At 56.6% G+C, this 23,410-nt stretch carries 21 protein-coding genes; 19 read left to right on the top strand and 2 right to left on the bottom strand.

Annotated features, from left to right (window positions below):
- Positions 1-2 precede the first annotated feature (2 nt).
- From ACFPPD_RS08210 to mqnC, 4 genes are all read left to right on the top strand, one after another.
- Complete coding sequence (locus tag ACFPPD_RS08210) at positions 3-1,160, top strand: PLP-dependent transferase (protein ID WP_209750668.1); 1,158 nt, start codon at positions 3-5, stop codon at positions 1,158-1,160.
- Between the two features lie 22 nt (positions 1,161-1,182).
- On the top strand, positions 1,183-2,367 hold the full coding sequence (locus ACFPPD_RS08205) for a MalY/PatB family protein (RefSeq protein ID WP_209750670.1): 1,185 nt from the start codon (positions 1,183-1,185) through the stop codon (positions 2,365-2,367).
- Between the two features lie 119 nt (positions 2,368-2,486).
- Complete coding sequence (locus ACFPPD_RS08200) at positions 2,487-3,869, top strand: EAL domain-containing protein (protein ID WP_378081813.1); 1,383 nt, start codon at positions 2,487-2,489, stop codon at positions 3,867-3,869.
- A gap of 78 nt (positions 3,870-3,947) precedes the next feature.
- Positions 3,948-5,084 (top strand): cyclic dehypoxanthinyl futalosine synthase, encoded by a 1,137-nt coding sequence (gene mqnC, locus ACFPPD_RS08195; protein WP_209750673.1) that lies wholly within the window; start codon positions 3,948-3,950, stop codon positions 5,082-5,084.
- A gap of 61 nt (positions 5,085-5,145) precedes the next feature.
- On the opposite strand, the gene ACFPPD_RS08190 is transcribed toward mqnC, so the two are convergent.
- Positions 5,146-6,261 carry a GGDEF domain-containing protein gene (locus tag ACFPPD_RS08190; protein WP_209750675.1) on the bottom strand — a complete coding sequence of 372 codons (1,116 nt, stop codon included), beginning with the start codon at positions 6,259-6,261 and terminating at the stop codon, positions 5,146-5,148.
- Between the two features lie 126 nt (positions 6,262-6,387).
- On the opposite strand from ACFPPD_RS08190, the gene ACFPPD_RS08185 reads away from it, so the two are divergent.
- The 6 genes from ACFPPD_RS08185 to ACFPPD_RS08160 all read left to right on the top strand — a co-directional run bounded on the left by ACFPPD_RS08185 (position 6,388) and on the right by ACFPPD_RS08160 (position 12,680).
- The gene (locus ACFPPD_RS08185) at positions 6,388-7,269 is read left to right on the top strand and encodes a putative sporulation protein YtxC (RefSeq protein ID WP_378081832.1); all 882 of its coding nucleotides are present in this window, start codon (positions 6,388-6,390) and stop codon (positions 7,267-7,269) included.
- 502 nt (positions 7,270-7,771) lie between these two features.
- Complete coding sequence (thrS, locus tag ACFPPD_RS08180) at positions 7,772-9,712, top strand: threonine--tRNA ligase (RefSeq protein WP_209750679.1); 1,941 nt, start codon at positions 7,772-7,774, stop codon at positions 9,710-9,712.
- Positions 9,713-9,905: 193 nt separating this feature from the next.
- Positions 9,906-10,415 carry an RNA polymerase sigma factor gene (locus ACFPPD_RS08175; RefSeq protein ID WP_209750681.1) on the top strand — a complete coding sequence of 170 codons (510 nt, stop codon included), beginning with the start codon at positions 9,906-9,908 and terminating at the stop codon, positions 10,413-10,415.
- A 70-nt stretch (positions 10,416-10,485) separates the two neighbouring features.
- Positions 10,486-10,614 (top strand): hypothetical protein, encoded by a 129-nt coding sequence (locus ACFPPD_RS08170; protein WP_378081808.1) that lies wholly within the window; start codon positions 10,486-10,488, stop codon positions 10,612-10,614.
- 166 nt (positions 10,615-10,780) lie between these two features.
- Positions 10,781-12,226: a methyl-accepting chemotaxis protein gene (locus ACFPPD_RS08165; RefSeq protein WP_209750683.1), complete on the top strand. Its 1,446-nt coding sequence runs from the start codon at positions 10,781-10,783 to the stop codon at positions 12,224-12,226.
- A gap of 97 nt (positions 12,227-12,323) precedes the next feature.
- The gene (locus ACFPPD_RS08160) at positions 12,324-12,680 is read left to right on the top strand and encodes a hypothetical protein (protein WP_209750685.1); all 357 of its coding nucleotides are present in this window, start codon (positions 12,324-12,326) and stop codon (positions 12,678-12,680) included.
- A gap of 95 nt (positions 12,681-12,775) precedes the next feature.
- On the opposite strand, the gene ACFPPD_RS08155 is transcribed toward ACFPPD_RS08160, so the two are convergent.
- Positions 12,776-14,056, bottom strand: coding sequence for an ammonium transporter (locus tag ACFPPD_RS08155; protein WP_209750686.1), 1,281 nt, complete (start codon positions 14,054-14,056; stop codon positions 12,776-12,778).
- A gap of 248 nt (positions 14,057-14,304) precedes the next feature.
- Between ACFPPD_RS08155 and liaF the strand changes: the two genes are divergently transcribed.
- From liaF to ACFPPD_RS08110, 9 genes are all read left to right on the top strand, one after another.
- Positions 14,305-15,270, top strand: coding sequence for a cell wall-active antibiotics response protein LiaF (gene liaF / locus ACFPPD_RS08150; protein ID WP_209750688.1), 966 nt, complete (start codon positions 14,305-14,307; stop codon positions 15,268-15,270).
- A 4-nt stretch (positions 15,271-15,274) separates the two neighbouring features.
- Complete coding sequence (locus tag ACFPPD_RS08145) at positions 15,275-16,300, top strand: sensor histidine kinase (RefSeq protein WP_209750690.1); 1,026 nt, start codon at positions 15,275-15,277, stop codon at positions 16,298-16,300.
- Positions 16,301-16,331: 31 nt separating this feature from the next.
- Complete coding sequence (locus tag ACFPPD_RS08140; protein ID WP_209750692.1) at positions 16,332-17,006, top strand: response regulator; 675 nt, start codon at positions 16,332-16,334, stop codon at positions 17,004-17,006.
- Between the two features lie 97 nt (positions 17,007-17,103).
- On the top strand, positions 17,104-17,517 hold the full coding sequence (locus tag ACFPPD_RS08135) for a YugN family protein (protein ID WP_209750694.1): 414 nt from the start codon (positions 17,104-17,106) through the stop codon (positions 17,515-17,517).
- A 172-nt stretch (positions 17,518-17,689) separates the two neighbouring features.
- A complete protein-coding gene (locus tag ACFPPD_RS08130) occupies positions 17,690-19,231 on the top strand; it encodes a S1C family serine protease (protein ID WP_209750696.1) in 1,542 nt (513 codons plus the stop codon).
- A 79-nt stretch (positions 19,232-19,310) separates the two neighbouring features.
- Positions 19,311-19,997: a response regulator transcription factor gene (locus tag ACFPPD_RS08125; RefSeq protein ID WP_378081804.1), complete on the top strand. Its 687-nt coding sequence runs from the start codon at positions 19,311-19,313 to the stop codon at positions 19,995-19,997.
- A gap of 1 nt (position 19,998) precedes the next feature.
- Entirely contained in the window at positions 19,999-21,519 is a 1,521-nt protein-coding gene (locus ACFPPD_RS08120) for a sensor histidine kinase (RefSeq protein WP_209750699.1), read from the top strand.
- Between the two features lie 173 nt (positions 21,520-21,692).
- Positions 21,693-22,652, top strand: coding sequence for a 4-hydroxy-3-methylbut-2-enyl diphosphate reductase (locus tag ACFPPD_RS08115; protein ID WP_209750701.1), 960 nt, complete (start codon positions 21,693-21,695; stop codon positions 22,650-22,652).
- A gap of 111 nt (positions 22,653-22,763) precedes the next feature.
- The gene (locus ACFPPD_RS08110) at positions 22,764-23,273 is read left to right on the top strand and encodes a DUF2062 domain-containing protein (protein ID WP_209750703.1); all 510 of its coding nucleotides are present in this window, start codon (positions 22,764-22,766) and stop codon (positions 23,271-23,273) included.
- The last annotated feature ends 137 nt before the right edge of the window (positions 23,274-23,410 follow it).

Below are 23,410 nucleotides of genomic sequence, written 5' to 3'. Positions count from 1 at the left end.
CCATGAAAATCGAAAGCCGATTAGCCCAAATCGGATCGCAGAACGATCCAGTCACGGGAGCCGTGAGCTTCCCGATCTACCAATCGACCGCGTTCCGCCATCCGCGGCTCGGCAAGAGCACCGGATTCGACTATGCCCGCACGAAGAGCCCGACGAGAACGGTGCTCGAAGAGGCGGCCGCCGACCTCGAGAGCGGCGACGCCGGCTTCGCCTGCAGCTCCGGCATGGCCGCGCTGCAAGTCGTGTTCGCCCTGTTCAGCCAAGGCGACCATCTGCTCGTCTCGCTCGATCTATACGGCGGAACGTACCGGTTGCTCGAGAAGATCATGGCCCGTTTCGGCGTTACCGCTTCCTATGTGGACACGAACGACATGGACGCGCTGGAATCCCGCCGGAAACCGAATACGAAGGCGGTGCTGATCGAGACGCCGACCAATCCGCTCATGATGGTGACGGACGTCGCCAAAGTCGCGGCTTGGGCGAAGCAGAAAGATTTGCTCACGATCGTCGACAATACGCTGCTCACGCCGTTCTTCCAACGACCGATCGAGCTGGGCGCCGACATCGTCGTTCATAGCGCCACGAAATACCTCGGCGGCCACAACGACGTGCTCGCGGGACTGATCGTGACGAAGGGCGAGAAGGTGTCCGCGGATATCGCGTTCCTGCACAACTCGATCGGCGCCGTGCTCGGCCCGCAAGATTCGTGGCTGCTTATGCGCGGAATGAAGACGCTCGCCCTTCGCATGGAACGCCACCAAGCGAACGCGACCGCGCTCGCGACTTGGCTGAAGGCTCACCCGGCCGTCGAGGAAGTCTACTATCCGGCGCTGCCGCACCATCCGGGACACGAGGCGCAGAACGCGCAATCGTCAGGCAACACCGGCATTTTCTCGTTCAAGATGAAAGACGCCAGAACGATCGAGCCGATTCTGAGGCACATTAAGCTGATCGCCTTCGCGGAGAGCCTCGGCGGCACGGAGTCGCTCATGACGTATCCGGCTGTACAGACGCACGCGGACATTCCGCTCGAAATCCGCGAAGCGGTCGGCGTGGACGACAGGCTGCTCCGGTTCTCCGTCGGCTTAGAGCACGCGGACGACTTAAGACAAGACTTGGAGCAAGCGATCGACGAAGCGTTACGCGAAATCGGCGGTTAAGCGAGAACGGGAGGACGTCAACGTGAAATACGATTTCGACAAAAGAATAGACAGGACGGGAACGGCTTCTTACAAATGGGATCAATCGGAGAAGCTGTTCGGTCACGCCGATATATTGCCGCTGTGGGTCGCCGACATGGACTTCGAAGCGCCGAAGGAAGTCGTCGAAGCGATTAAGCGGAGGGCGGATATCGGCATGTACGGCTACACGTTCCGCACTCAGGACTATTACGACGCGGTCGGCGGCTGGCTGGATCGCCGGCACGGCTGGAAGATCGAACAGGATTGGATCACGTCGAGCCCGGGCGTCGTTCCCGCGCTCAGCCTGCTCGTGCTTGCCCTGACGGAGCCGGGCGACGGCATCATCCTGCAATCGCCCGTTTACTACCCGTTCTACGACGTCATCAAGATGAACGGCCGCACCGTCGTCGACAACGCGCTCGTACTAGAGAACGGGCAATACCGGATCGATTTCGAGCTGCTGGAGCAACAGGCGAAAGCGGGCGCGAAAATGCTCCTTCTCTGTTCGCCCCACAATCCGGGCGGACGGGTATGGAAGCGGGAGGAACTGGAGCGCATCGGCGAAATCTGCGACGCATACGGATTGTTCGTCGTCGCGGACGAAGTCCATCAGGACCTTGTGTTTTCCGGACATAAGCACATTCCTTACGCATCGCTGTCCGACAAGTTCGCGCAGCATTCGGCGACTTGCATCGCGACGAGCAAGACGTTTAATCTCGCGGGCTTGCAGACGGCCAGCGTCATTATTCCGAACGCGGAAATCCGCCGCAAGTACAACGCGCTGCTGAAGACGCTGTCGATCCATATGGAAAGCTTCTTCGGCCTTACGGCCGTCGTCAGCAGCTACAACCACGGCGAAGAATGGCTCGAACAGCTGCTCGTCTACTTGGAAGGTAATCTGGACGCGCTCGTCGACTACCTCGGGAAGCATCTCCCGCAAGTCAAAGTGATCCGCCCGGAGGCGACGTACCTCGTCTGGCTGGACTGCGCCGCGATATCCGGCAAGCCGCAAGAGCTGAAGAAGCTCATGTTCGACGAAGCCGGCGTCGCGTTCAGCGAAGGCTCGGTCTTCGGCAAGCAAGGAGAGGGCTTTTTGCGAGTCAATCTCGCATGCCCGCGGTCGTTGCTGCTCGAAGCGCTGGAGAAATTCGCGAACGCCGCCAACGCGTTCGCTCGATCCGAATAAAATAGGAAAAGGCCGCGAGAATATTCGGTTTTCTTGCGGTCTTTTTGGTAATTTTGTCTATTATGAGAACGGGAATCATGCTACAATAATGGAAATCTACCACTACCCTCACAAGGATGATGGACACAGTGAACTTCCAGACGCTCATCGACAGGCTTTTACTTACGATCAAGTCGCTGATGCCCGATCGCACCTATAAGTATTTTCCGCCGGATTTCACGCTGCGTCGTCCTTCCGTCTCCTTATTGGACAAGAGTTTGCGCAAGAAAGCTTCTTGCGATCTGACGCTTTATCGTCTTGATTTCTCCCAATTGCGGGACGACATCCCCGAGGAGGTGTGGGAAAGCTTGCAAGATTGTTGCCGCAGGCACTTGCGATTGGCCGCGAGGGACGCCTTCGGCGATAGCCGGATCGTCGCCGTCGACCAAGCGGACAAGATGGACTTCATTTTGTTGACCGAACGGGAAGTAAGTCTCCCGTCCGCGACCGGGGCTGCCGACTCCGATCGATATCGCATCGAGACGATTCGTTCGGAGCTGGAAATCGGCCTTGCCGGCCACCAGCCGGAATGGCGGCACTGCATGAAAGTCATCGTCGCTACCGTCGCGATCAAGCCGGATTATCGGGCCGATGGCGCCAAGAAAGCGCTCCGGGACGGCTATCAATCGGCGCTCGCCGTCGCGACCGGCATTCTGACGCCGCAGATGGAGCATCTTCGGCAGCAGATGGAGCAGCTGCTCGAACAAGGTTCGATATCCGTATTGGCCCAGCCGATTATGAACTTGACGAGCGGAGACGTTCACGGCTGGGAAATACTGACGAGAGGACCGGAAGGTTCGCCGCTTCACTTGCCGGACGAGCTGTTCCGATTCGCGTCGCAAGCCCGCATGCTCAGCAGGCTGGAGTTTCTCGTCGTCAAGCGCGCATTGGAAGAGATCTCGGCCCGCGGCATACGCGAGCCGGTATTCCTGAACGTCACGGCGAGCACGCTTTCCCATCCGTTGTTTCTCTCCCATGTCCTCCAGTGCTTGGAGAAGCAGCAACCGCTCTGCCCGCAACAAGTGTATTTCGAGATTACGGAACGCCATCAGATTACGGACATGGCTTCCATGATCGAGATTTTGCGCAAGTACCGGAAGCACGGGTTCCGGTTCGCCGTCGACGATGCCGGATCCGGCTATTCCGGCCTGCATTGGATCGGGGAGCTCGTTCCGGAGCTGATCAAGATCGATCGCTCGGTCATTCGCCACGTGGACCGGGAAGCGGTCAAGGAATCGTTGCTGCGCGCGATCGTCACGGCCGCCCGGGAGATCAACTGCGACATCGTGGCGGAAGGCGTGGAACGCGAGGAAGAAGCCGATATGCTGTTCAAGCTCGACGTCAGCATGGGGCAAGGTTTTTATTTCGCGAGACCCGACGTCCTCCTGTACGAGCACGAACGCGGCATGTTTCAGGAAACGAAAGCCAAAATTCAGCAACGCCGCGGTTTGGTCGCCTCCTAGGGTGACTGCCGCGGTGTTTTTATGTTACGATGGGATAAGCGCTTGTGAATTTAGTTACGTACGAAGGAGGGTCCTGACATGAGTCACGTGGACCGGATATTGGAAGGCGCTTTGCAAGGCAACAGGTTGCAATTGGAGGACATCGTTGCGTTGTACGAAAGCGATCAAATAGAGAAGATGGGGCATACGGCGAATTTGCTGATGCTCAAGAAACACCCGGATCCGATTACGACGTTCGTCGTCGGCCGCAACATCAACTACACGAACTTCTGCGACGTGTACTGCCGCTTCTGCGCGTTCTATCGCCCGCCGGGATCGAAGGAAGGTTACGTCTTGCCGGACGAGACGATTTTCCAGAAAATCCAGGAGACGGTCGACGTCGGGGGCACGGAAATCCTGATGCAAGGCGGGACGAATCCGGACTTGCCTTTCAGTTATTACCTGGACTTGCTGCGCGCTATCAAGGTTCGATTCCCGCAAATTACGATGCATTCGTTCTCTCCCGCGGAAATCCGCAAAATGCAAGTCGTCGCCGGGAACATTCCTTTGGAAGACGTCGTTCGCCAATTGCACGAAGCGGGACTCGACTCTCTTCCCGGCGGCGGCGCCGAAATTCTGGACGACCGTACGCGCAAGAAAATCAGCCGGCTTAAAGGGTCGTGGCGCGATTGGATGGACGTCATGACGACGGCGCACAAGATCGGCATGAACACGACGGCGACGATGGTCATCGGGTTCGGCGAGTCGATGGAGGAGCGCGCGCTTCACTTGCTCCGCGTGCGCGAGGCGCAAGACGAGTGCTTGAACAACGGCTACCCTTCTCCGGGCTTTCTCGCTTTCATTCCGTGGACGTTCCAACCGGACAACACGAACATGAAGCGCGAAAAAGCGACGCCGGAGGAATACTTGAAGACGCTCGCGATCAGCCGGATCGCCCTCGACAACATCGATAACTTCCAATCGTCTTGGGTCACGATGGGGCCGGAAGTAGGCAAGTTGTCGCTCTCTTACGGATGCAACGATTTCGGAAGCACGATGATCGAAGAGAACGTCGTCTCGGCCGCCGGTACGACGCATAAGGTCAACATCGAACTCATTCTTAAGCTCATCCGCGAATCCGGCAAAATACCGGCGCAACGGAACACGAAATACGAGACGATCAAAATATACAACGAGAACGACACGGTATCGAAAGACTACGTCATGCAGAATTGACGGAACGGATCGCAACGAAAAAGGAACGGCGCCTCTTCGGCGGCCGTTCCTTTTTTGTCGGTTACGGGCTTTGTTGCATCGCCTTAAGGGCGAGCGATTCGGACAGCGACGTCTTGTTCTTGCCCGAGCGCTTGGCGTCGTAGAGAGCGACGTCCGCCCCGTGAAACAGCGCTTCTTTGCCCATGCCGGCCGCATAGTCGTTCAATCCGATGCTGACGGTCACGTTCGAGCCGAGCAATGCTTCCTGGCTCGTCGCGGCGATCGACTTGCGAATGTCTTCGACGATGTCGTATACCTCTTGGAAACTCTTCTCGGCGAAGAGCACGACGAATTCCTCTCCGCCGTACCGGGCAACGATATCGTTGCTGCCGACTTTCGCGCGGGCGATCGCGGCAACGCTTCTCAGCACCGAGTCTCCGGCTTTATGTCCGAAGGTATCGTTCACCTTCTTGAAATTGTCGATGTCCATGACGGCGAGGAACAGAGACATACTTCCGGCGTCCGCCTGAACGGTCAGGTAGTCGGAATACTCGTGATAAGCCATATGGTTGTAGGTGTCCGTCAAGGCGTCGGTCTTGGCCAGCTTGTCCATCATGATCGTTCGAACGAGAAGCTCTTGGTTCGACTCGTAAGAGGTACGCAGGCGCATCAGAATTTCTTTCCCGCGGGCGAGAATGCCGAAGGCGACGCCGCAATAGATCAGGAGCAGCACCATCATGGCGAGCAAGCTCGGATAACTGACGCGTTCGTGGATGACGCCGTTGAAAGTATGAAGCAGCAAAAGCGAGACGATCGTGCTCAAGACGGCATAAAGCAATTTCTTGGATTGGAAGTAAAAGATGCTGATCATAACCGGGAAGAAGAGGAAAAACATAATATATTGCAAACCGGAGTGAATGGCGCTGATCGAGACGGTGAGGAGAGTGGCGGCGGTAATCATGACGTAATCGTGATGCTTGGACAATCGCCTAACGCCGAGCTCGGCAAGCGATATGATCAAGGTCAAGAGAATAGTCGGTCGGAAAATGTATTTCGCGACGAAGTCGCCCGCGGAAAGTTTCGTGACCATGAGAAAGGCGCATTCGACCAGGACGGACAGAAGAAGCACGATCCAATAGCTCTTCAGGAGAATGCGATTCCACCGTTCCTGATTGATTTCAAGCGAAGGCAAAGACATACGAACTTCCTTTCCGATTCAAACTCCATAAAATATACCATAACGGGAGCCCCATCGTATATCCCTTTTTGGGTCACCATATAGTTAGTATCAAGGTTTGAGCATGGAGGTGACGAGTTGGAAAAAGTGGAATTCGTCTTTGCGCACGGGAACGATACGCCTTCGCTCGAGCGGCTGGCCGCCATGCTGAACCGGACGCCCGTCGGCAACGAACCTCCGGTCGGCAGCGTGGAATGGGAGCTGTGCCGGGAGGACGGGATGATCCGCTGCCAGTTCCCTTTGGGACCCGAGCCCCAGAACAAGAAAAGCTATTGCGATCGGGTCGGAAGGGTGCTCGCCGAATATACGCTTTACGATCAGGAACCGTCGCTTCTCCGGACTTTTTTTCGCGGACGCTTCGGCTTGCGAGACGAAATGGAAACCGATCTGTTGATCGCCGAGACGGTATCGCTGTTGGACGGCGAACCGGAAGCGGGCGAGAATTGGATCGGCAGGGGGCGCGAGCGCAGGTTGCAGAAGCTTGCGATTCGCTATTCCCATTATTTAGAAGACCATGGTCGGTTGCATTTGGACGGATTTCTCCGGTTCCGGCTGGGGGATTACCGCGCGGAAGTTCAGGAGGCGGCGGAGACGGCCATAGAGGAACGAATGATGGAGCGTCAGTACCAGGAATTCATGACTTTGCTGAAGTCAATGGTGGAGTGGCAGGAGACCCGGACGTCGGCGGTTCACGTCCTTCACGCGGGAGGCCACGCTTTCCGGTTGCTGGACGAGGAAATGAGGCCTCTCGGGGAGGGAGCGGCGGATGGGGAAGACCGTGCGGCGTCGGAGGAGCGGATCGATCCGGGGGAACAGGAAGAAGAGAGCCGAGTCGTCAGCCAGCTCCTCGCGGCATCGCCTAGACAGCTTTACATCCATACGCCGGAGCCCGAATCCCAAGTCATCCGCACGATCGTCGGCATATTCGGCGACCGGGCCGCCGTGTACCCCGAGCAACCGGCGCACTGATCGGAGACGACGGCGGTATGGGGCGGCGGCCGCAATGGTGTCGGCCTTCTATTGACTCCGAGACCGCGTCTCGATATAATTTACCGTATCAATCCACAACATAATTGGAAGTTCAAAAAGTTCGGTTATCAGCTGAATTCAAGATTCGACGTCGAATAAGAGCTTCCTGATTCACTTCGTGATCGAAATCGGACTTTTTGAACAACCTTTAAAGCGATGAGAAAGACACCGATGCTGGAGATGGACGGCACAGAGAGAGGAACCTTGGCTGCAAGTTCCTTCCGAAACCGCCCGCGTCGACCCCTTTCGAGCTGCGGGATGAACGCGCGATACATTCGCGTCAGTATTCCTTGCCGGGTCATGACCGATATCCCATGCCAGAGTACCGGGCGTTTCAAGCCGGTTAATGGAGGGTGGAACCACGGGCCGCACGCAAGAGCACCCGTCCCTTTCGGGACGAGGTGCTTTTTTTTGTTGCCATATTCGAAACGGAGGAATATCCATGTCAATCCAAGTAAAACTGCCGGATGGCGCGATCCGCTCTTACGAGGCGGGCGTAACGGTCGAAGACGTCGCGTTCTCGATCAGCCCGGGCTTGAAGAAAAACGCCGTCGTCGGCAAAATCGACGGCAAGGTCGTCGATCTGAATACGCCCATCGAAGGCGACGTCGCGCTGGAGATCGTCACGCTCGACGGCAAAGACGGCCTCGAGGTCATGCGCCACAGCACGGCGCACTTGCTGGCGCAGGCGATCAAGCGCATCTACGGAGCGGATAACGTCAAGTTAGGCATCGGTCCGGTCATCGAGGACGGCTTCTACTACGATATCGACATGGAGCAATCGGTATCGTCCGAGGATCTGGAGAAGATAGAGAAGGAAATGGAGAAGATCGTCAAGGAGAACTTGCCGATTACCCGCCGCGAAGTGAGCCGCGAAGAAGCGCTCCGCATTTTCGAGGAAATCGCGGACCCTTACAAAATCGATCTGATCAGCTCGTTGCCTGAAGGCGTCGCGATCACGATCTACGACCAAGGCGAATTTTTAGACTTGTGCCGCGGACCTCACTTGCCGTCCACGGGCCGAATCAAGTCGTTCAAGCTGCTGAGCGTGGCCGGCGCGTACTGGCGCGGGGACAGCAAAAACAAAATGCTGCAGCGGATTTACGGCACGGCTTTCGTCAAGAAAGCGGAATTGGACGAGCATCTTCACTTCCTGGAGGAAGCGAAGAAACGCGATCACCGCAAGCTTGGCCGCGAGCTCAAAATGTTTACGTTCTCCCGCGAGGTGGGACAAGGCTTGCCGCTATGGCTTCCGTACGGCGCGAAAGTTCGCCAGACGCTTGAGCGATACATCGTCGACTTGGAAGAGCGCCTCGGCTATACGCACGTCTATACGCCTGTTCTCGCCAACGTCGAGCTGTACAAAACGTCCGGACACTGGGAGCACTATCAAGAAGACATGTTCCCTAAGATGGCGTTGGATAACGAGGAACTCGTCCTGCGCCCGATGAACTGCCCTCACCACATGATGGTATACAAAAGCGACATGCGCAGCTACCGAGACCTGCCGCTGCGGATCGCCGAACTCGGCACGATGCACCGATACGAAATGTCCGGGGCGCTTACCGGCTTGCACCGCGTTCGGGCGATGACGCTGAACGACGCGCATATTTTCTGCCGGATGGATCAGATCAAGGAAGAATTCACGCGCGTCGTGAACTTGATCCGCCAAGTGTACGAAGACTTCGGCATCAAGGAATACCGGTTCCGACTGTCGTACCGAGATCCAAAGGATACGGAGAAGTACTGGCCGGACGACGAGATGTGGGAAAACTCCCAGCGCATGCTCCGCGAAGTCGTCGAAGAGCTGGATCTTCCTTTCTTCGAAGCGGAAGGCGAAGCGGCGTTCTACGGACCGAAACTCGACGTACAGATCAAAACCGCGCTCGGCAAGGAAGAGACGCTTTCCACGGCCCAGCTCGACGTCTTGTTGCCGGAACGGTTCCAACTCGAGTACGTCGGGGACGACGGCAAGAAGCATCGTCCGGTCGTCATTCACCGCGGCATCATCAGCACGATGGAACGCATGACCGCGTTCTTGCTCGAGAACTTCGCGGGCGCATTGCCGGTATGGCTCACGCCGGTGCAGGCGAAGCTCATTCCGGTTAACCCGGTATACGAGCCTTACGTCAAGCAAGTGGAAGAGAAGCTCCGCTTGGCCGGCGTTCGCGTCGAATCGGATCTGCGCAACGAGAAGCTCGGGTACAAGATCCGCGAAGCGCAATTGGAGAAAATCCCTTACATGCTCGTCATCGGCGAGAACGAGTCCGCGAACGGCACGGTTTCCGTGCGCAGGCGCGGGGAAGGCGACCTCGGCGCGGAGACGGTCGAGCAATTCGTCGCCCGCATTACCGGAGATATCATTTCCAAACGCGTCGACTAAACGCTCGGCGATCGCATGAAGTTTAGCCCGCTAGCCTCGGTTAGCGGGCTTTTTACATCATCTAGTAGCAAGCGCTTTCAAAGTCGTTATTTGTCGATAATTTCCTATTAAATGGAATATATTCTCTTTTTCTCGCGCGTATGATAGAATAATAATACTTGCAATCATGTTTCCAATAGGAGTGGCGGGACGCATGAACTTTCTTCAAGATTCTAATAATCAAGAAGCGTTCTGGTCGGAAGATGAATTGTTGGGCGAATTGTATGCCCAGATGCTGAAAGTCGTGCGCCATAAGCTGTGGCACAAGAACGATGCGGGCGATGTCGTGCAGGAAGCCTGGGTCCGCATCCTCGAGAAGAGGTCGACGTTGCGGGAGAAGGACAAGCTGATCCCGTGGGCGAAAGCGATCGCGTCCAACTTGGCCTCGAACGCGAACCGGGCCAGAAGGCGGCACGAAAGCTTCGACGATCGACCCGAAGCCGAATACGCCAGCGCGCGGACGGACACCGATCCGGAATCGATGGCGGAATTGACCGAGCTGCTCGGTTTGTTGGATCCGGTGACGAGAACGTTGCTGTTGTACAAGTTCTATTACGGGCTGAAGGACGCCGAGATCGCATCTGTGCTGCAACTGCCCGTCGGCACGGTCAAGGCGCGAATCCATCGCAGCAAAGCGAAAATCAAGATCCTGTTCAAGGGGTAACCCCGCAAGCCGCGCGCATACATAAAGCATTTCCTCTCTGCCCATCCTAGGGGTGGAGGTGAGGTAAACGGTGGCAAAGAATAAGAAGCAAAAACTCGGCAACGCGAATGCCTACCAGGCGGAATTCGCTTCGGATGCGAATGCCGTCAGCAACGCGACGAGTAAAACGGCGCAGAAAAACAACCAATCGAATCGCTAATCGGCAAATAACGTCAATGTTGTGTTAAGTTTTACGAAGAAATCGATTCGAAACGATATGAATTTTGGAGAGGGACCCTAAAGGTCCCTTTCTTTTTGTCGAAATACGGGTTATAATGTGAGGAAAATTAACACAACTTGACATTTATTCGTTGGAGTGATGAGAGATGGCGCAATGGCAGCGATGGTTGAAGAGCTATCGGAAAGAAAATCGCAATTCGTGGATTTCGAGCCCGGACACCGGAGACGCCATGCCGGAACGAGATCGCTCCGCGGACGAATCGAAGCCCGAGGCGCTTAGGCGCATGATCGAGGAAGCCGTCGTTATCTCGGATCGGCTGCAAGCGGCGGTGTCTGAAGTTGATTCCAGTACGAGCCAATTGGACGAGATCGCGAACCGGACGTCCGTGCAGGAGGAGAAGCTGCGGGGGAACGGCAAGGCGGCGATGGCTCGCTTGGAGGAAGCGTTCTCGGCCTTGCAGGAAGTGTCCGCGGCTTCTCAGGAAATCCGCGGCGCGACGGAAGAGCTCAGCTCCCAAAGTCGCGAAACGCGGGATGTCGTCGTTGAAGTGTGCAAATCGCTGAACCATACCGACGAAGTGATGAACGACTTGTCCAAAAATCACGGAACGATGGAGTCGCGGGTGAACGAGCTAATCGCTCAAGCGTCGAAGATCGGCGAAATCAACGAGTTGATACAGGAAATCGTTACGCAGACGTCGCTTCTCGCGTTGAACGCGGCTATCGAAGCGGCCCATGCCGGCGAGCATGGGAGAGGCTTCTCGGTCGTTGCGCAGGAAATCAGGAAGCTGGCCGATCAGAGCGGACAAGCGGTCAAGCGCTCGACGGGCATCGTGAACAGCATCGGAGAAGGCATCCGGCAAGTCGTCGGTTCCGTTGAGAGGGAGAAGCAGTCCGTTGCTCTCGGGCTGAGCGAAATGAATCGTACCAGGGAAAAGATGGACGTCATATTCAATTCCTTCCTGAAGGTGGAGGAACACGTCGTCCGTACGATGGATTTCGCCGTCGAGCAGGCGGAGAGGACGACCGCCGCCAGCGGGATGCTGGAGGATGTCGTGGAATCGGTCGCCGTCACGATGGAAAGCGTCGACCAAACGCTGGAACAGAATGAGAAGCAGCGGATCGAGATCGGCAATCTCGGCCGGGTATCGGTACAGTTGAAAGGCTCGTCCGACGAGCTTGTCGCCGCGGTGCAGAATGCCGGAGGCCGATTGTGGGATGGGGCCGTCAAGGCGGATACGGAGAAGTGGACCGAATTGCTGCTCGCGTTATCGTCCGATCAAGCGCTCGCGGGAATGACGGAGGAAGCTCATCGGGAGTTGCTCGGCGGACTGCTTCGCCGGTCGGCGGGTATGGAGGCGATCTGGTCCAATCGAAGCGACGGTTCGTTCGTATACTCGGAACCCTCAGCAGGCTTGCTGAACGCGAGAGGGCGGGAATGGTGGAAGCGCGCGATGGCGGGCGAGACGTTCGTATCCGACGCGTACATATCGGCCATAACGAAAAAACCGTGCGTGACGGTATCCATGCCATTGAAGCGCGTCGATGGATCGGCATTCGGTGTTGTCGGGATCGATATTGTGATTTCATGACAATTAAATTGCCATTATAGGTTCTCAAAATGCGAAATTTCCGTTATGATAGGGGTAATGTAACAAAAGATAACGGAAGACAGGCAGGTGACCTATCATGATGGAGCCGATATCATCGTTGCCGGGGCATAAAGTTTCCCGAAAGAAAGCCGCGGAGGTTCATTCTTTGCTGAAGGCGTTGATCTCCAAGCGGGAACAAGAAATCGCGGAAATCGAACAGATGGTCGAACGTTACGAACGAAGGGTTCGGCTGGAGGAGCAAGCTTATCGCGCGATGTCCGCGTTCCGCAAGATGTTTAGCGGGAAGAAGCCGGATCATCATATCGCCGTCGAGTACATTCATTACGTGAAGAAGCCGCTCGAGAAAGCCAGGGAACTGAGGGCGGAAGCCGCGAAGTACCAAGAGATGCTCGACGGGGCGTTGCCTGCCGATCTGCCGGAACTTATGGGATAGCGCGAGCGCGCATAGTCGCGAAAAGAATAGGCTCATCATCGCCGGAGTTTGGCGGATGATGAGCCTTTTTGTCAGGTTGCGGATCGGAGAGAGGGTTAAGGTTGCTGTCTGAGCTTGTCGACGTCCAGGAAGTCGTGCTCTAGGCTGTAAGCGGGAACGCCGTGAATGCCCACGTCGAGCCCGATCAATTCTTCGTCTCTCGATACGCGGACGGGCATGAATTTCTTGATCAGCAACAGGGAGAGCCAAGCGAGGGCGAAGCCCCATGCCGCGACGACGACGAGGCCGAGCGCCTGCACGCCGAGCAATCGCCATCCGCCGCCGTAGAACAATCCCGTATACGCGGTCGTGCCGGGCATGGCGAATAGGCCGACGGCGATCGTGCCGATGCTGCCGCTGATGCCGTGAACGGCGAAGGCGCCGACCGGATCGTCGACTTTCCGTCCTTCCAGCCATTCGCTGGCGAGCACCATCGCGATGCCGGATACGGCTCCGATCAGGATGGCGGCGGCGTCGGAGACGAACGCGCATCCGGCGGTGATGCCGACGAGCCCCGCGAGGGCGCCGTTGATGACCATCGGCGGATCCGCTTTGCGATAACGCATCATCGTGAACAGAATGCAGACGGCGCAACCGGCGGCGGAAGCGAGCATCGTCGTGACCGCGATATGGCCGATGGCGGGGTTCGTCGCGCTGAGCGTGCTTCCGGAGTTGAAGCCGAACCAGCCGAACCATAGAATGAATGCGCCTACGGAAGCGAGCGGCAAGTTGGACGGAGGGACGATGTTGACTTTGCCGTCCGCTCCGAACCTGCCGATTCTAGGTCCGATGAAGATGGCGGCGGCGAGCGCGGCGAAGCCTCCGAGCGCGTGGATCGCGGCCGACCCGGCGAAGTCGACCATGCCGAGCTTCGCGAGCCAGCCGTTCGGAGACCAAATCCAATGCCCGGAGATCGGATAGATGATGCCGGTCATGAGAATCGTGAGCAGAATATAGGCTTTGAAATGAATGCGTTCGGCCACGGCGCCCGAGACGATGGAGATGACGGCGATGACGAACGCGCTCTGAAATAGCCAGAACGTATCGTGGGAAATGTTCGATGGAAGGTGCGACAGGTCTCCTCCCATGAAAAAGCCGGATAAACCGATCCAATTGCCTTTGTCGCTGCCGTACATGAAGGCGAAACCGATCGCGTAATAGACGAGCGCGCCGAACGCGATGTCTACGAATACTTTCATGATAATGCTGACGGCGTTCTTCTGTCGGACGAATCCGGCTTCCAGCAAGGCGAAGCCGCCTTCCATGAGCAGGATCATCGCCGCGGTCAGGACGACCCATACCGTGTCCAACCCTTGCGATACTTGAGCAATATCCATAGCAACAACCCCTAGCGTTATAGTGAATATCTAACATAAGTTGTGGAAATTCGAACTCATTATATAGTGGAGAGTTACCTAAGTCAACGGATAATGTAATAATAAATGACATACAGAACCCTTGGCTTGGCTTACGCCTCCGTCTATAGACCGAGATGGACTTACGCCCCTCGCCGCTGTCCGACCGACGGCATGATTCGCTATACTGAAGCTATAAATCGAACATCGGCAAAATTGGAGGAGCGAGCATGCAATCTTCATCGGCGCAAAGGCTGCTATGGGGCATCGTCGTCGTCGCGATCGGCGTTGTCTTCCTTTTGAATCAGCTTGGCGTGACAAGCATAAGCATCGGGCAACTGTTTTCGGACTTTTGGCCGGTATTGTTGATTATTTTCGGCTTGCAGGGCATTTTGATGCAGCAGTCGGGCTGGTGGAACGGTATCGTCATCGTGGCCGGCTTCTATTTCTTGGGCAGGAACATGATGTGGTTCGACGAGGATTTCAACGTATTCCGAACGTTCGGGCCGATCGTCATTATCATTGCCGGCTTATGCATGATCTTTAGAAGAGACAGGGGATGGCGCCGCAGGGAGCGGGACAAAATCCGCGACAAGTGGAATTCGTTCGTGCCGCCGTCGTCCGCGCCTTCGGGTCCTCCCCCGGCGCCGCCGGAATGGAACGAGCTCGATCGGGAAGAGCTTAAGCCGAAAGTGTCTCTCGAGAAGGAAAGCGACCGCAAACCGAATCCGGCCGGTCACCGAGAATACGGAGATTACGATATAGGCGGGGAAGCTTGGAATGACCGCCGAGATCGCCGGGAAGACCCTCATTGGAAGAGGCATCATTATTCCCGATTTATCGGCGACGCGCATTTCGGAACCGACTACTGGGAGCTTCGGCCGATGAACATCTCGCATTTTATCGGGGATACGACGCTGGATTTGACGAAAGCGCAAATTCCCGTCGGCGAAACGAAAATCAACATCTCGTCATTCATCGGGGACGTGAAAGTGTACGTTCCTAACGATATCGGCGTCGGCATCCTGGTCGAATCGAATTGTTTGATCGGCGACGTGAAGGTGCTCGGACAGAAGCGCGAAGGTCTCTTTAATCAAGTGACGATTTCGACGCCGGGCTATTCGGATTCGGATAAAAGGGTCGTGCTCATCGTCAGCAGCTTGATCGGCGACGTGCGCGTGACGAAGGTAGGTTAACGGCATGCTGGGTAGGGTTCGGGTAAGGGCGGGCAAGTGGGAGGACGTCATCCTCTCCGGTATTCTTTCCTTTCTATTATTAAGCGCGATCTATTACGGATGGGTCAGGATGGCGTCGGGCGCGCCCGAAGCGGATTCGTGGTTCGGATGGACCAGCGTCGTCGTCATCGGGCAAGCGGGCATCGGTTATTGGATCGGGCAACGGAATCAGCGCAAGCTGGACCAATTGGAGCTGGCGATGAAGCAGGCCGCCGCCGGCAACTGGGAATCGAGACTTCCGGTTCAGCAAGGAGACGCGTTCTCCGGCGCGAACCGGGAGTTCAACGAACTGCTTTGCAGGTTGGAAGCGCGAATGAAGCTGCTGCAGGAGCTGGGCGAAAGGGAAATCACCGAAGACGCGACATTGCAGGAAAGCGCCGTGCTGGAAGAAAGGAAGCGGTTGGCCCGGGATTTGCACGACACGGTAAGCCAGCAGCTGTTCGCTTTGCATATGTCGGCTTCCTCGCTGCCTATGTTGGTCGAGCGGGACATGGACCATGCCCGGCAAGTGATGGATCAATTGATCGGCATGTCGTCGACCGCGCAGAAACAAATGAGAGGCTTGATCGCCCAGCTCAGACCGTTAGAGCTGCAAGGCAGGACGCTGGAAGAGGCGGTCGATCGTTGGTTCCCGGATTATTGCAGGCAGAACGGCTTGCAAGGAACGCTCGAATTGCAGCTTACCGTTCGGTTATCCGAGGCGAAGGAGCATCAGCTGTTTCTCATTATCCAAGAAGCGATGGCCAATGTCGTGAAACACGCGGAGGCGAAGCGCGTCCGATTGCTGCTCGGCATCGCGGGGAAGCAAGCGACGTTATCGATAGAGGACGACGGAGCGGGCTTTAGAAGCGAACAAGTCAGATCGGGCGCCTACGGATTGTCGACGATGAGGGAGAGGGCGCAACGCCTGGGCGGCGAAGCGGAAATCGTGACGAAGCCGGGCTCGGGAACGCGCGTTAGAGTGTCGTTGCCGATATTCGATCGCGCTTAAGAGAGGCTGTACATGAAGGGGGAACGCAAGGATGTCCGAAGCATCGCCAGTCAAGTGGAAAGTATGGATCGTGGACGATCATGAAATGGTCAGATTAGGATTGCGGACTTATTTATCGTTGGATCCGAGGTTCGAGGTCGTCGGCGAATCCGGCAGCGGTAAGGAAGCCGTCGAAGCCTTTCGGCGGGGCGAATTCGCGGACCGCGCGCCGGATCTCGTCTTGATGGACTTGATGATGCCGGACATGAACGGCGTCGAAGCGACGCGCGCGTTGCTCGCGTTTCGTCCGGAGTTGCGGGTCGTCATTCTGACGAGCTTCCTCGAGGACGAGAAAGTCGTCGAGGCGATCGAGAGCGGCGCCGTCAGTTACGTGCTGAAGACGGTATCGGCGGAAGAATTGATCTTCGCCCTGCAGGGCGCGGTCAAGAATATGCCGGTGATGAGCGGGGACGTCTCGCAGGCGCTCACCCGCGGTCTGCGGCAACGTTCCGCGAGCAACGAAGCGGAAGGGCTGACGGAGCGGGAGAAGGAAGTGCTTCTGCTGATCGCCGAGGGCAAGTCGAACAAAGACATCGGCGACGAGCTCCACATCAGCATCAAGACGGTGAAAACCCATGTCAGCAACCTGCTTATGAAGTGCGAGCTCGACGATCGGACGCAGCTTGCCATCTATGCCCATCGCAAAGGGTGGGCGAGGGAAGGATAATTCGGCAGACCGGGGAAACGCTAGTAAAAGTCGTTCGAAAGCGCCGGAATTCGGCCTGTCGGAACTCGGACTAGTGAGAAAAAGGGGGTTTCCCTAAGTGCACACTCTTTCCTCGTCGCTTACTTCGCAGGTCGGCGATTACCTGGAGTCGAAAGAAGCGCTGCAAGAGCACGGCTTCACGCTAGGAGGCAATTGGGACTTCGATCACGGCTCCTTCGATTGCGCCTTGGACGGCGCGAACAAAGTATGGCTTCGCCTCCCGTTCGATGTGACGGTCGGCAACCTGGACAGCGAAGCGCCCCGAAGCGGTACTCGCATCCAGTTCGGGAACCCGTACGTGCTGAAGCATATTTATAACGAAGGCTTGGATCCCGAAATGCATACCCGGTCGATGGGACCGCTATTGGATCAATTTTCCGATCCGGTCGATCCCGACGCGGAAATCGAGAGCCATTGGATCGAGAAGGCGAAGTCCAAATTGAACGAAGCGGAAACGTTATATCCGCGGTAACCGGAACGGCACGCGAGTGCCGTTTCTTTGCGACCGGACGTTCGCTGGAATTTTCCTTGCTTTTACTTGGGCTTCAGTAAGGTTTAAGATAGTTTTAAGGAAACTCGTTTATGATACGAATATGAAGTTCAGAACGTCGCCGGCGACCGCGGCGCGAGGAGGCAATCCCTACATGGATGATCAAAACAAGAAAAACGAAGAGCTGCAAGGCTCCGCATATGACCAGGAGAAGAAATCGGACCCGTACGCCGAAGCCCGCAGAGAAAGCGAGCCGTACACGTTCGGACCGTTCGGCGGCCCGGGAACTTCTTCTCCGGTATACGGCCCGAGCGAGTCCCTTCCCGCGGAGCAACAGACGACGATCGACATCGCGTCCGCTCCGTCCAAGGAATACCGGCCGTTCACCGTCTCGGGCGGCGCGGCCCGCGGCGACTGGGGAGCCAAGCCTCCGAAGCGTTCCTCGCTTCGCGCCGTGTTCGCGGCTTTCTTGGCGGGCGTCATCGCGGTCGGAGGCTTGATGTACGCTGCCGATAAGCAAGATTGGTTCTCCGAGGCCTCGATCTCCGGCTCGTCGCAAGCGCAGGAAGCTTCCGCCAAACCCGTCAGCAATCCGGTCAACAACGCGGGGGATGTCGTGCGTCCGAACAATATCGCGAAAATATTCGAGCAATCGTCCCCGGCGGTCGTCAAAATCGAGACTTACGCGGCAGCGCAGCAAAACAACGGCGACAGCATGTGGGACGACGACTTCTTCCGCCAATTTTTCGGCGACGAATACGGTAACGGCAACGGCGGCAACGGGGATAACGGCGCCGACGGAAACGGTCAACAAGATACCCAACAAGACGCCCAGCCGAGCGGCATGGGATCAGGCTTCATTTTCGACTCGACCGGTTACATCTTGACGAATCAGCACGTCATTAACGGCGCAAACAAGATCACGGTTACGATCGAAGGCCACGAGAAGCCGTACACGGCGAAATTGCTCGGTTCCAGCTACGAGCTCGACTTGGCGGTGCTGAAGATCGAAGGCAACGACTTCCCGACATTGAAGATCGGAGATTCGTCCAGCCTGAACATGGGAGATTGGGTCGTCGCGATCGGCAACCCTTACGGCTTCGAGCATACGGTGACCGTCGGCGTGCTTAGCTCCAATGAACGCAAGATCAGCATTCCGGATACGAACGGCACGCGTAACTACGAACATCTGCTGCAAACCGACGCATCGATCAACCCGGGCAACTCGGGCGGTCCGCTGCTGAACTTGCAGGGCGAAGTCATCGGCATTAACACGGCCGTCAGCTCCCAAGCGCAAGGCATCGGCTTCGCGATTCCGACGAGCACGATCACGGAAGTGCTCGACAACTTGAAGAGCAACACCAAAATCCCGCAGAAGCCGGTTCCGTTCATCGGAGCGACTTTGGCGGACGTAACGCCGGACATCGCCAACCGCCTTGAAATCGACGAGAACACGAAGGGCTCGTTCGTCCGCGAAATCATGTTCAACACGCCGGCTTACAAAGCGGATTTACGCCAATACGACGTCATTACGGAAATGGACGGTACGGCATACAAGACCAAAGAGGAATTGATCGCCGCCATCCAGAAGAAGAACGTCGGGGACAAAGCGAAGCTGAGCGTCTTCCGTAACGGCAAGGAAATCGAAATTACGGTGACGATCGGCGACAAGAACGACTACGAAACGCAACAATAAATATTCGCGCTAGCCGAGAAAAAGCGGGATGCCGATCGCAGGTGATCCCGCTTTTCGGCGTAAAGAGGAGGCATTTTCGGTGAGACCCCATATTACGGTCATCGACGACGACGAGAAAATTACGGCGCTGCTCAGGCGCAGCTTGGCTTTCGAAGGGTACGAAGTGACGACGGCTCCGGACGGGGCCGAAGGGTTAAAGCTGCTTTCGGGACGTCAGGCGGATCTCGTCATTCTAGACGTCATGATGCCGAAGATGGACGGCTGGGAAGTGTGCCGCCGGCTGAGGGAGGCTGGGGTTTCTTCGCCCGTATTGCTGCTGACGGCCAAAGACGACGTGACCGACCGGGTCCGCGGACTCGACTTGGGCGCGGACGATTACCTCGTGAAGCCTTTCGCCTTGGAGGAGCTGATGGCGAGGGTCAGGGCGCTGTTGCGCAGAAGACCGGACAAGACCGAGGAAGGCGGACAGTTCAAATACGAAGATCTGCTCCTCGACGTGGACGGAAGGGAAACGCTTCGCAACGATCGCCGGATCGAATTGACGGCGAAGGAGTTCGATCTGCTTCATCTGTTCATGCAAAATCCGAGAAGGGTGCTGTCCCGGGACCTCATCATGGAGCGAATCTGGGGCTACGATTACAGCGGAGAATCCAACGTGCTCGAAGTGTACGTCGCGATGCTCCGGCAGAAGCTCGAGGAGGGCGGGGAGAAACGTCTCATCCAGACGGTGCGCGGCGCCGGTTACGTTCTGAAGGGAGACAACTGAGATGTCCATCCGGCTACGGTTGACGTTGTGGTATTCGGGATTGTTGGCGGTAGCTATGATCGCTTTCGGTATCATCATTTACGGTATCGTGCAAAGCAACACGATGGGCGGCTTGCGGGACCAGATGAAGCAAGCTTACGAAGCGACGGGCGTCGGTATTACGTCGGATCAGGAACTCGAAGTCAGAGTGGACACTCCCAGAGGGATTACTTACAGCAACATTTATATGCAAGTCGTGAATTATACAGGTTCGTTGCAAGGCACGGTCGACAAAAAGTCGCGAAATATGATGCCTAGCGCCCAAAACGACGGGATTACTTTCGATTTTCCGAAGCAAGACCAAATTCGTTTCGAGAAGCCTCGTTTCGTAAACGCGGTGGCGAACGGCGTTCCGTTCTATATTATGGAGGCTCCGTTGAAGTTAAACGATAACGTCGTCGGATTGCTTCAAATCGGCGCGTATTCGAGGCCGGAATTGCTATTTCTTTCCCGTTTGCGTTCCATATTGTGGTTTTCCGGCATCGCCGGCGTATTCGCCGCGTTCTTGATCGGCATGTTCCTCTCCCGCAAAGCGCTGGCGCCGATCAACCGGGTAACGCAAGCCGCGCAGCGCATTCAAGGCGGATCGGAGCTCAGCCTGCGCATTCCGCGGGAGCGCCCGAACGACGAGATCGGCAGGTTGACCGATACGCTGAACGGCATGATCTCCGGCGTGGAGCGGGCGTACAAAAGCTTGGAAGAGTCGAATGCCGCCCAGCGCCGATTCGTATCGGACGCGTCCCACGAGCTTCGCACCCCGCTGACGACGATCCGTGGCAATATCGATCTCTTGGAAAAAATATGGAACGAGTCGAATGCGGCCTCGTCGAACCAAGCGGCCAGCGAAGCGGTTCAAGAGCATGTTTCGGGCGCTGCTTCATTATCGGACGAGGGCAAACGAGAGATATCGCTGGAATCGATTCGGGATATCGCCGACGAAGCCAGAAGAATGAGCCGGCTCGTGAACGATTTGTTGGCCCTCGCCCGCGCCGATGCGGGATACGCCGTCGAGATGGAAGACGTGTCATTGCGTCCGCTGGCCGAGGAAGCTGCGCGCAGGGCGTACTTCCTTCCCCGCAAATCGGAATGGTCGGTCGGACCGCTCGAAGCGTTGGAAGGCGTGCAAGTGAGGGGCAACCGGGATTATTTGCTCCAATTGTTATTCATTCTGATCGAAAACGGCTTCAAGTACACGCCTTCGGGCTCGGTGAAGCTTTACGCGTCGCGCTCCGGCGATCTGGTCGGCTTGACGGTCGCCGACACGGGCATCGGCATACGCACGGAGGAAGTTCCGCACATCTTCGAACGGTTCTACCGGGTCGACGTATCCCGCGGGGAGACGTCGGGAACGGGGCTGGGGCTGTCCATCGCGAAATGGATCGCGGACATGCATGGCGGCAAGTTCGAAGTGCGCACCCGGCTCGGCGAAGGTACCGCGTTTACGTTATGGCTGCCTGTCTCGGCGCCGAAGCAGATCGCATGACGATGAATCCGCGCATAAGAGAAGGCGACGATATCTTTCACGGTATCGTCGCCTTCGCCGTTTCCGTCGCCTTTCTTCGGTTGTCGGAATCCGTTATAATAGAATAAGAGTCTATACGTCCAAGGTCCTGGAGCAACGAAACCGGCCGGCGGGCAAGAAAGCAGGCGTATTCAATGGAAGTCGTCAAAATTTCCCCTAGGGGCTATTGTTACGGCGTCGTGGACGCCATGGTGCTCGCGATTCAAACCGCGCGCAACTTGGATCTTCCGCGGCCGATTTATATTTTGGGCATGATCGTTCATAATAGTCACGTCACGGAAGCGTTCAAGGACGAAGGCATCATTACGCTGGACGGCAACGACAGGCTTGAAATCCTCGAGAAGATCGAGAGCGGCACGGTCATCTTCACCGCGCACGGCGTATCTCCGGAAGTCCGCAGCCGGGCAAAGGAGAAAGGTCTGACGGTGGTGGACGCCACTTGTCCGGACGTGACGAAGACGCACGATCTCATCCGCGAGAAAGTCGGCGACGGCTACGAGGTCATCTATATAGGCAAGAAAAATCATCCCGAGCCGGAAGGCGCGATCGGCATCGCTCCCGGTCACGTGCACTTGATCGAGCGGGAAGAAGATATTTCGAAACTTCGACTGGATTCGACGCGTATTATCATAACGAACCAGACGACGATGTCCCAATGGGACATCAAACATCTGATGGCTCAGCTTCTCCAAGCGTTTCCGTCCGCGGAAATCCATAACGAAATTTGCCTGGCGACCCAAGTTCGTCAAGAAGCGGTCGCGGAGCAGGCGGGCGAGGCCCAATTGTGCATCGTCGTCGGAGACCCGCGCAGCAACAACTCGAACAGGCTTGCCCAAGTGTCGCAGGAGATCGCCGGCGTGCCGGCTTATCGCGTCGCGGACGTATCCGAAATCCAGTTGGATTGGCTGAAGGGGCTGGAAAGAGTCGCCGTCACGTCAGGCGCGTCTACGCCGACCGCGCTTACGAAAGAAGTCATCGCCTATTTGGAGCAATTCGATTCGAAGGATCCGGGCACTTGGCCGATCCAAAGGACGGTCAATCCGAACAAGCTGCTGCCGAACGTGAAGACGAAGGCGGTTGAAGCTAAAGCTTAAGGTAAAAGTTCAAAAAGTTCGGTTATCAGCACCGAGAACGACTTCGTGATCATAAGCGAGCTTTTCGAACAACCTTGTACGTCTTGTCTCGCCCCCGAGAAGGAGCAACATATGCCATTGAAGCAACGTCTTACCCGTGTCGGCCGCTGGTTGAAGTTCAAATACAAGATGCTGCTTCGCGAGAAAGGCGGCGCCTCCATCGTCGCGATGGGGTTCGCGATAGGTCTCGCCATCGAGATGTTCACGTTGCCGACGCTCGGCTTCGCGTTCGTGCTCATTTTTCCGCTTTGTTACTTGCTGAGGGGAAATTTGCCCGCTGCCTTGATCGGCTTCGTCATCGGGAAAGTCATCTACATTCCGATGATGTATCCGAATTCGAAGGTGGGCGGTTGGATTCTTCCGAAGCATCTCAGCATTCATATTCCGGTCGTCCCGGAGTGGTTCAATCATCTGCTGTACACGAACTTAAAGCTGATCGTCGGAGGCGTCGTCGACGGCATCTTACTGGGCGTGCTCTGTTACTTCCCGATCCGTTACAGCTTGAACGCCTACAAGGCGAAGCGCAAGGAAAAGAGGAAAGTGAACAAAGCCAGAATGGATACATTACGTTTGAACGATTAAGAAAGTCGCGGGATTGTCCCCGCGATTTTTTTTGCGTCTGCGCGCCTAGCCAAGTTAGGCACAACTAGCCGGTGAAAGTCCGGTCGAGGTAAGAGCCAAGTCGCCTCGTAGCTGACGGGCAGCTGGTGGAGAGATCC

The organism is Cohnella suwonensis (genome assembly GCF_042655365.1).
Taxonomy (GTDB): Bacteria; Bacillota; Bacilli; order Paenibacillales; family Paenibacillaceae; genus Cohnella; species Cohnella suwonensis.
This window is presented reverse-complemented; position numbering and strand designations above follow the sequence as displayed.

Coding starts and splice junctions, on each gene's coding strand:
- ACFPPD_RS08200 (WP_378081813.1), top strand. CDS start 2,487: ATGGACACAGTGAACTTCCAGACGCTCATCGACAGGCTTTTACTTACG.
- ACFPPD_RS08120 (WP_209750699.1), top strand. CDS start 19,999: ATGTCCATCCGGCTACGGTTGACGTTGTGGTATTCGGGATTGTTGGCG.
- mqnC (WP_209750673.1), top strand. CDS start 3,948: ATGAGTCACGTGGACCGGATATTGGAAGGCGCTTTGCAAGGCAACAGG.
- liaF (WP_209750688.1), top strand. CDS start 14,305: ATGCAATCTTCATCGGCGCAAAGGCTGCTATGGGGCATCGTCGTCGTC.
- ACFPPD_RS08110 (WP_209750703.1), top strand. CDS start 22,764: ATGCCATTGAAGCAACGTCTTACCCGTGTCGGCCGCTGGTTGAAGTTC.
- ACFPPD_RS08160 (WP_209750685.1), top strand. CDS start 12,324: ATGATGGAGCCGATATCATCGTTGCCGGGGCATAAAGTTTCCCGAAAG.
- ACFPPD_RS08190 (WP_209750675.1), bottom strand. CDS start 6,261: ATGTCTTTGCCTTCGCTTGAAATCAATCAGGAACGGTGGAATCGCATT.
- ACFPPD_RS08155 (WP_209750686.1), bottom strand. CDS start 14,056: ATGGATATTGCTCAAGTATCGCAAGGGTTGGACACGGTATGGGTCGTC.
- ACFPPD_RS08130 (WP_209750696.1), top strand. CDS start 17,690: ATGGATGATCAAAACAAGAAAAACGAAGAGCTGCAAGGCTCCGCATAT.
- ACFPPD_RS08165 (WP_209750683.1), top strand. CDS start 10,781: ATGGCGCAATGGCAGCGATGGTTGAAGAGCTATCGGAAAGAAAATCGC.
- ACFPPD_RS08210 (WP_209750668.1), top strand. CDS start 3: ATGAAAATCGAAAGCCGATTAGCCCAAATCGGATCGCAGAACGATCCA.
- thrS (WP_209750679.1), top strand. CDS start 7,772: ATGTCAATCCAAGTAAAACTGCCGGATGGCGCGATCCGCTCTTACGAG.
- ACFPPD_RS08175 (WP_209750681.1), top strand. CDS start 9,906: ATGAACTTTCTTCAAGATTCTAATAATCAAGAAGCGTTCTGGTCGGAA.
- ACFPPD_RS08145 (WP_209750690.1), top strand. CDS start 15,275: ATGCTGGGTAGGGTTCGGGTAAGGGCGGGCAAGTGGGAGGACGTCATC.
- ACFPPD_RS08140 (WP_209750692.1), top strand. CDS start 16,332: ATGTCCGAAGCATCGCCAGTCAAGTGGAAAGTATGGATCGTGGACGAT.
- ACFPPD_RS08115 (WP_209750701.1), top strand. CDS start 21,693: ATGGAAGTCGTCAAAATTTCCCCTAGGGGCTATTGTTACGGCGTCGTG.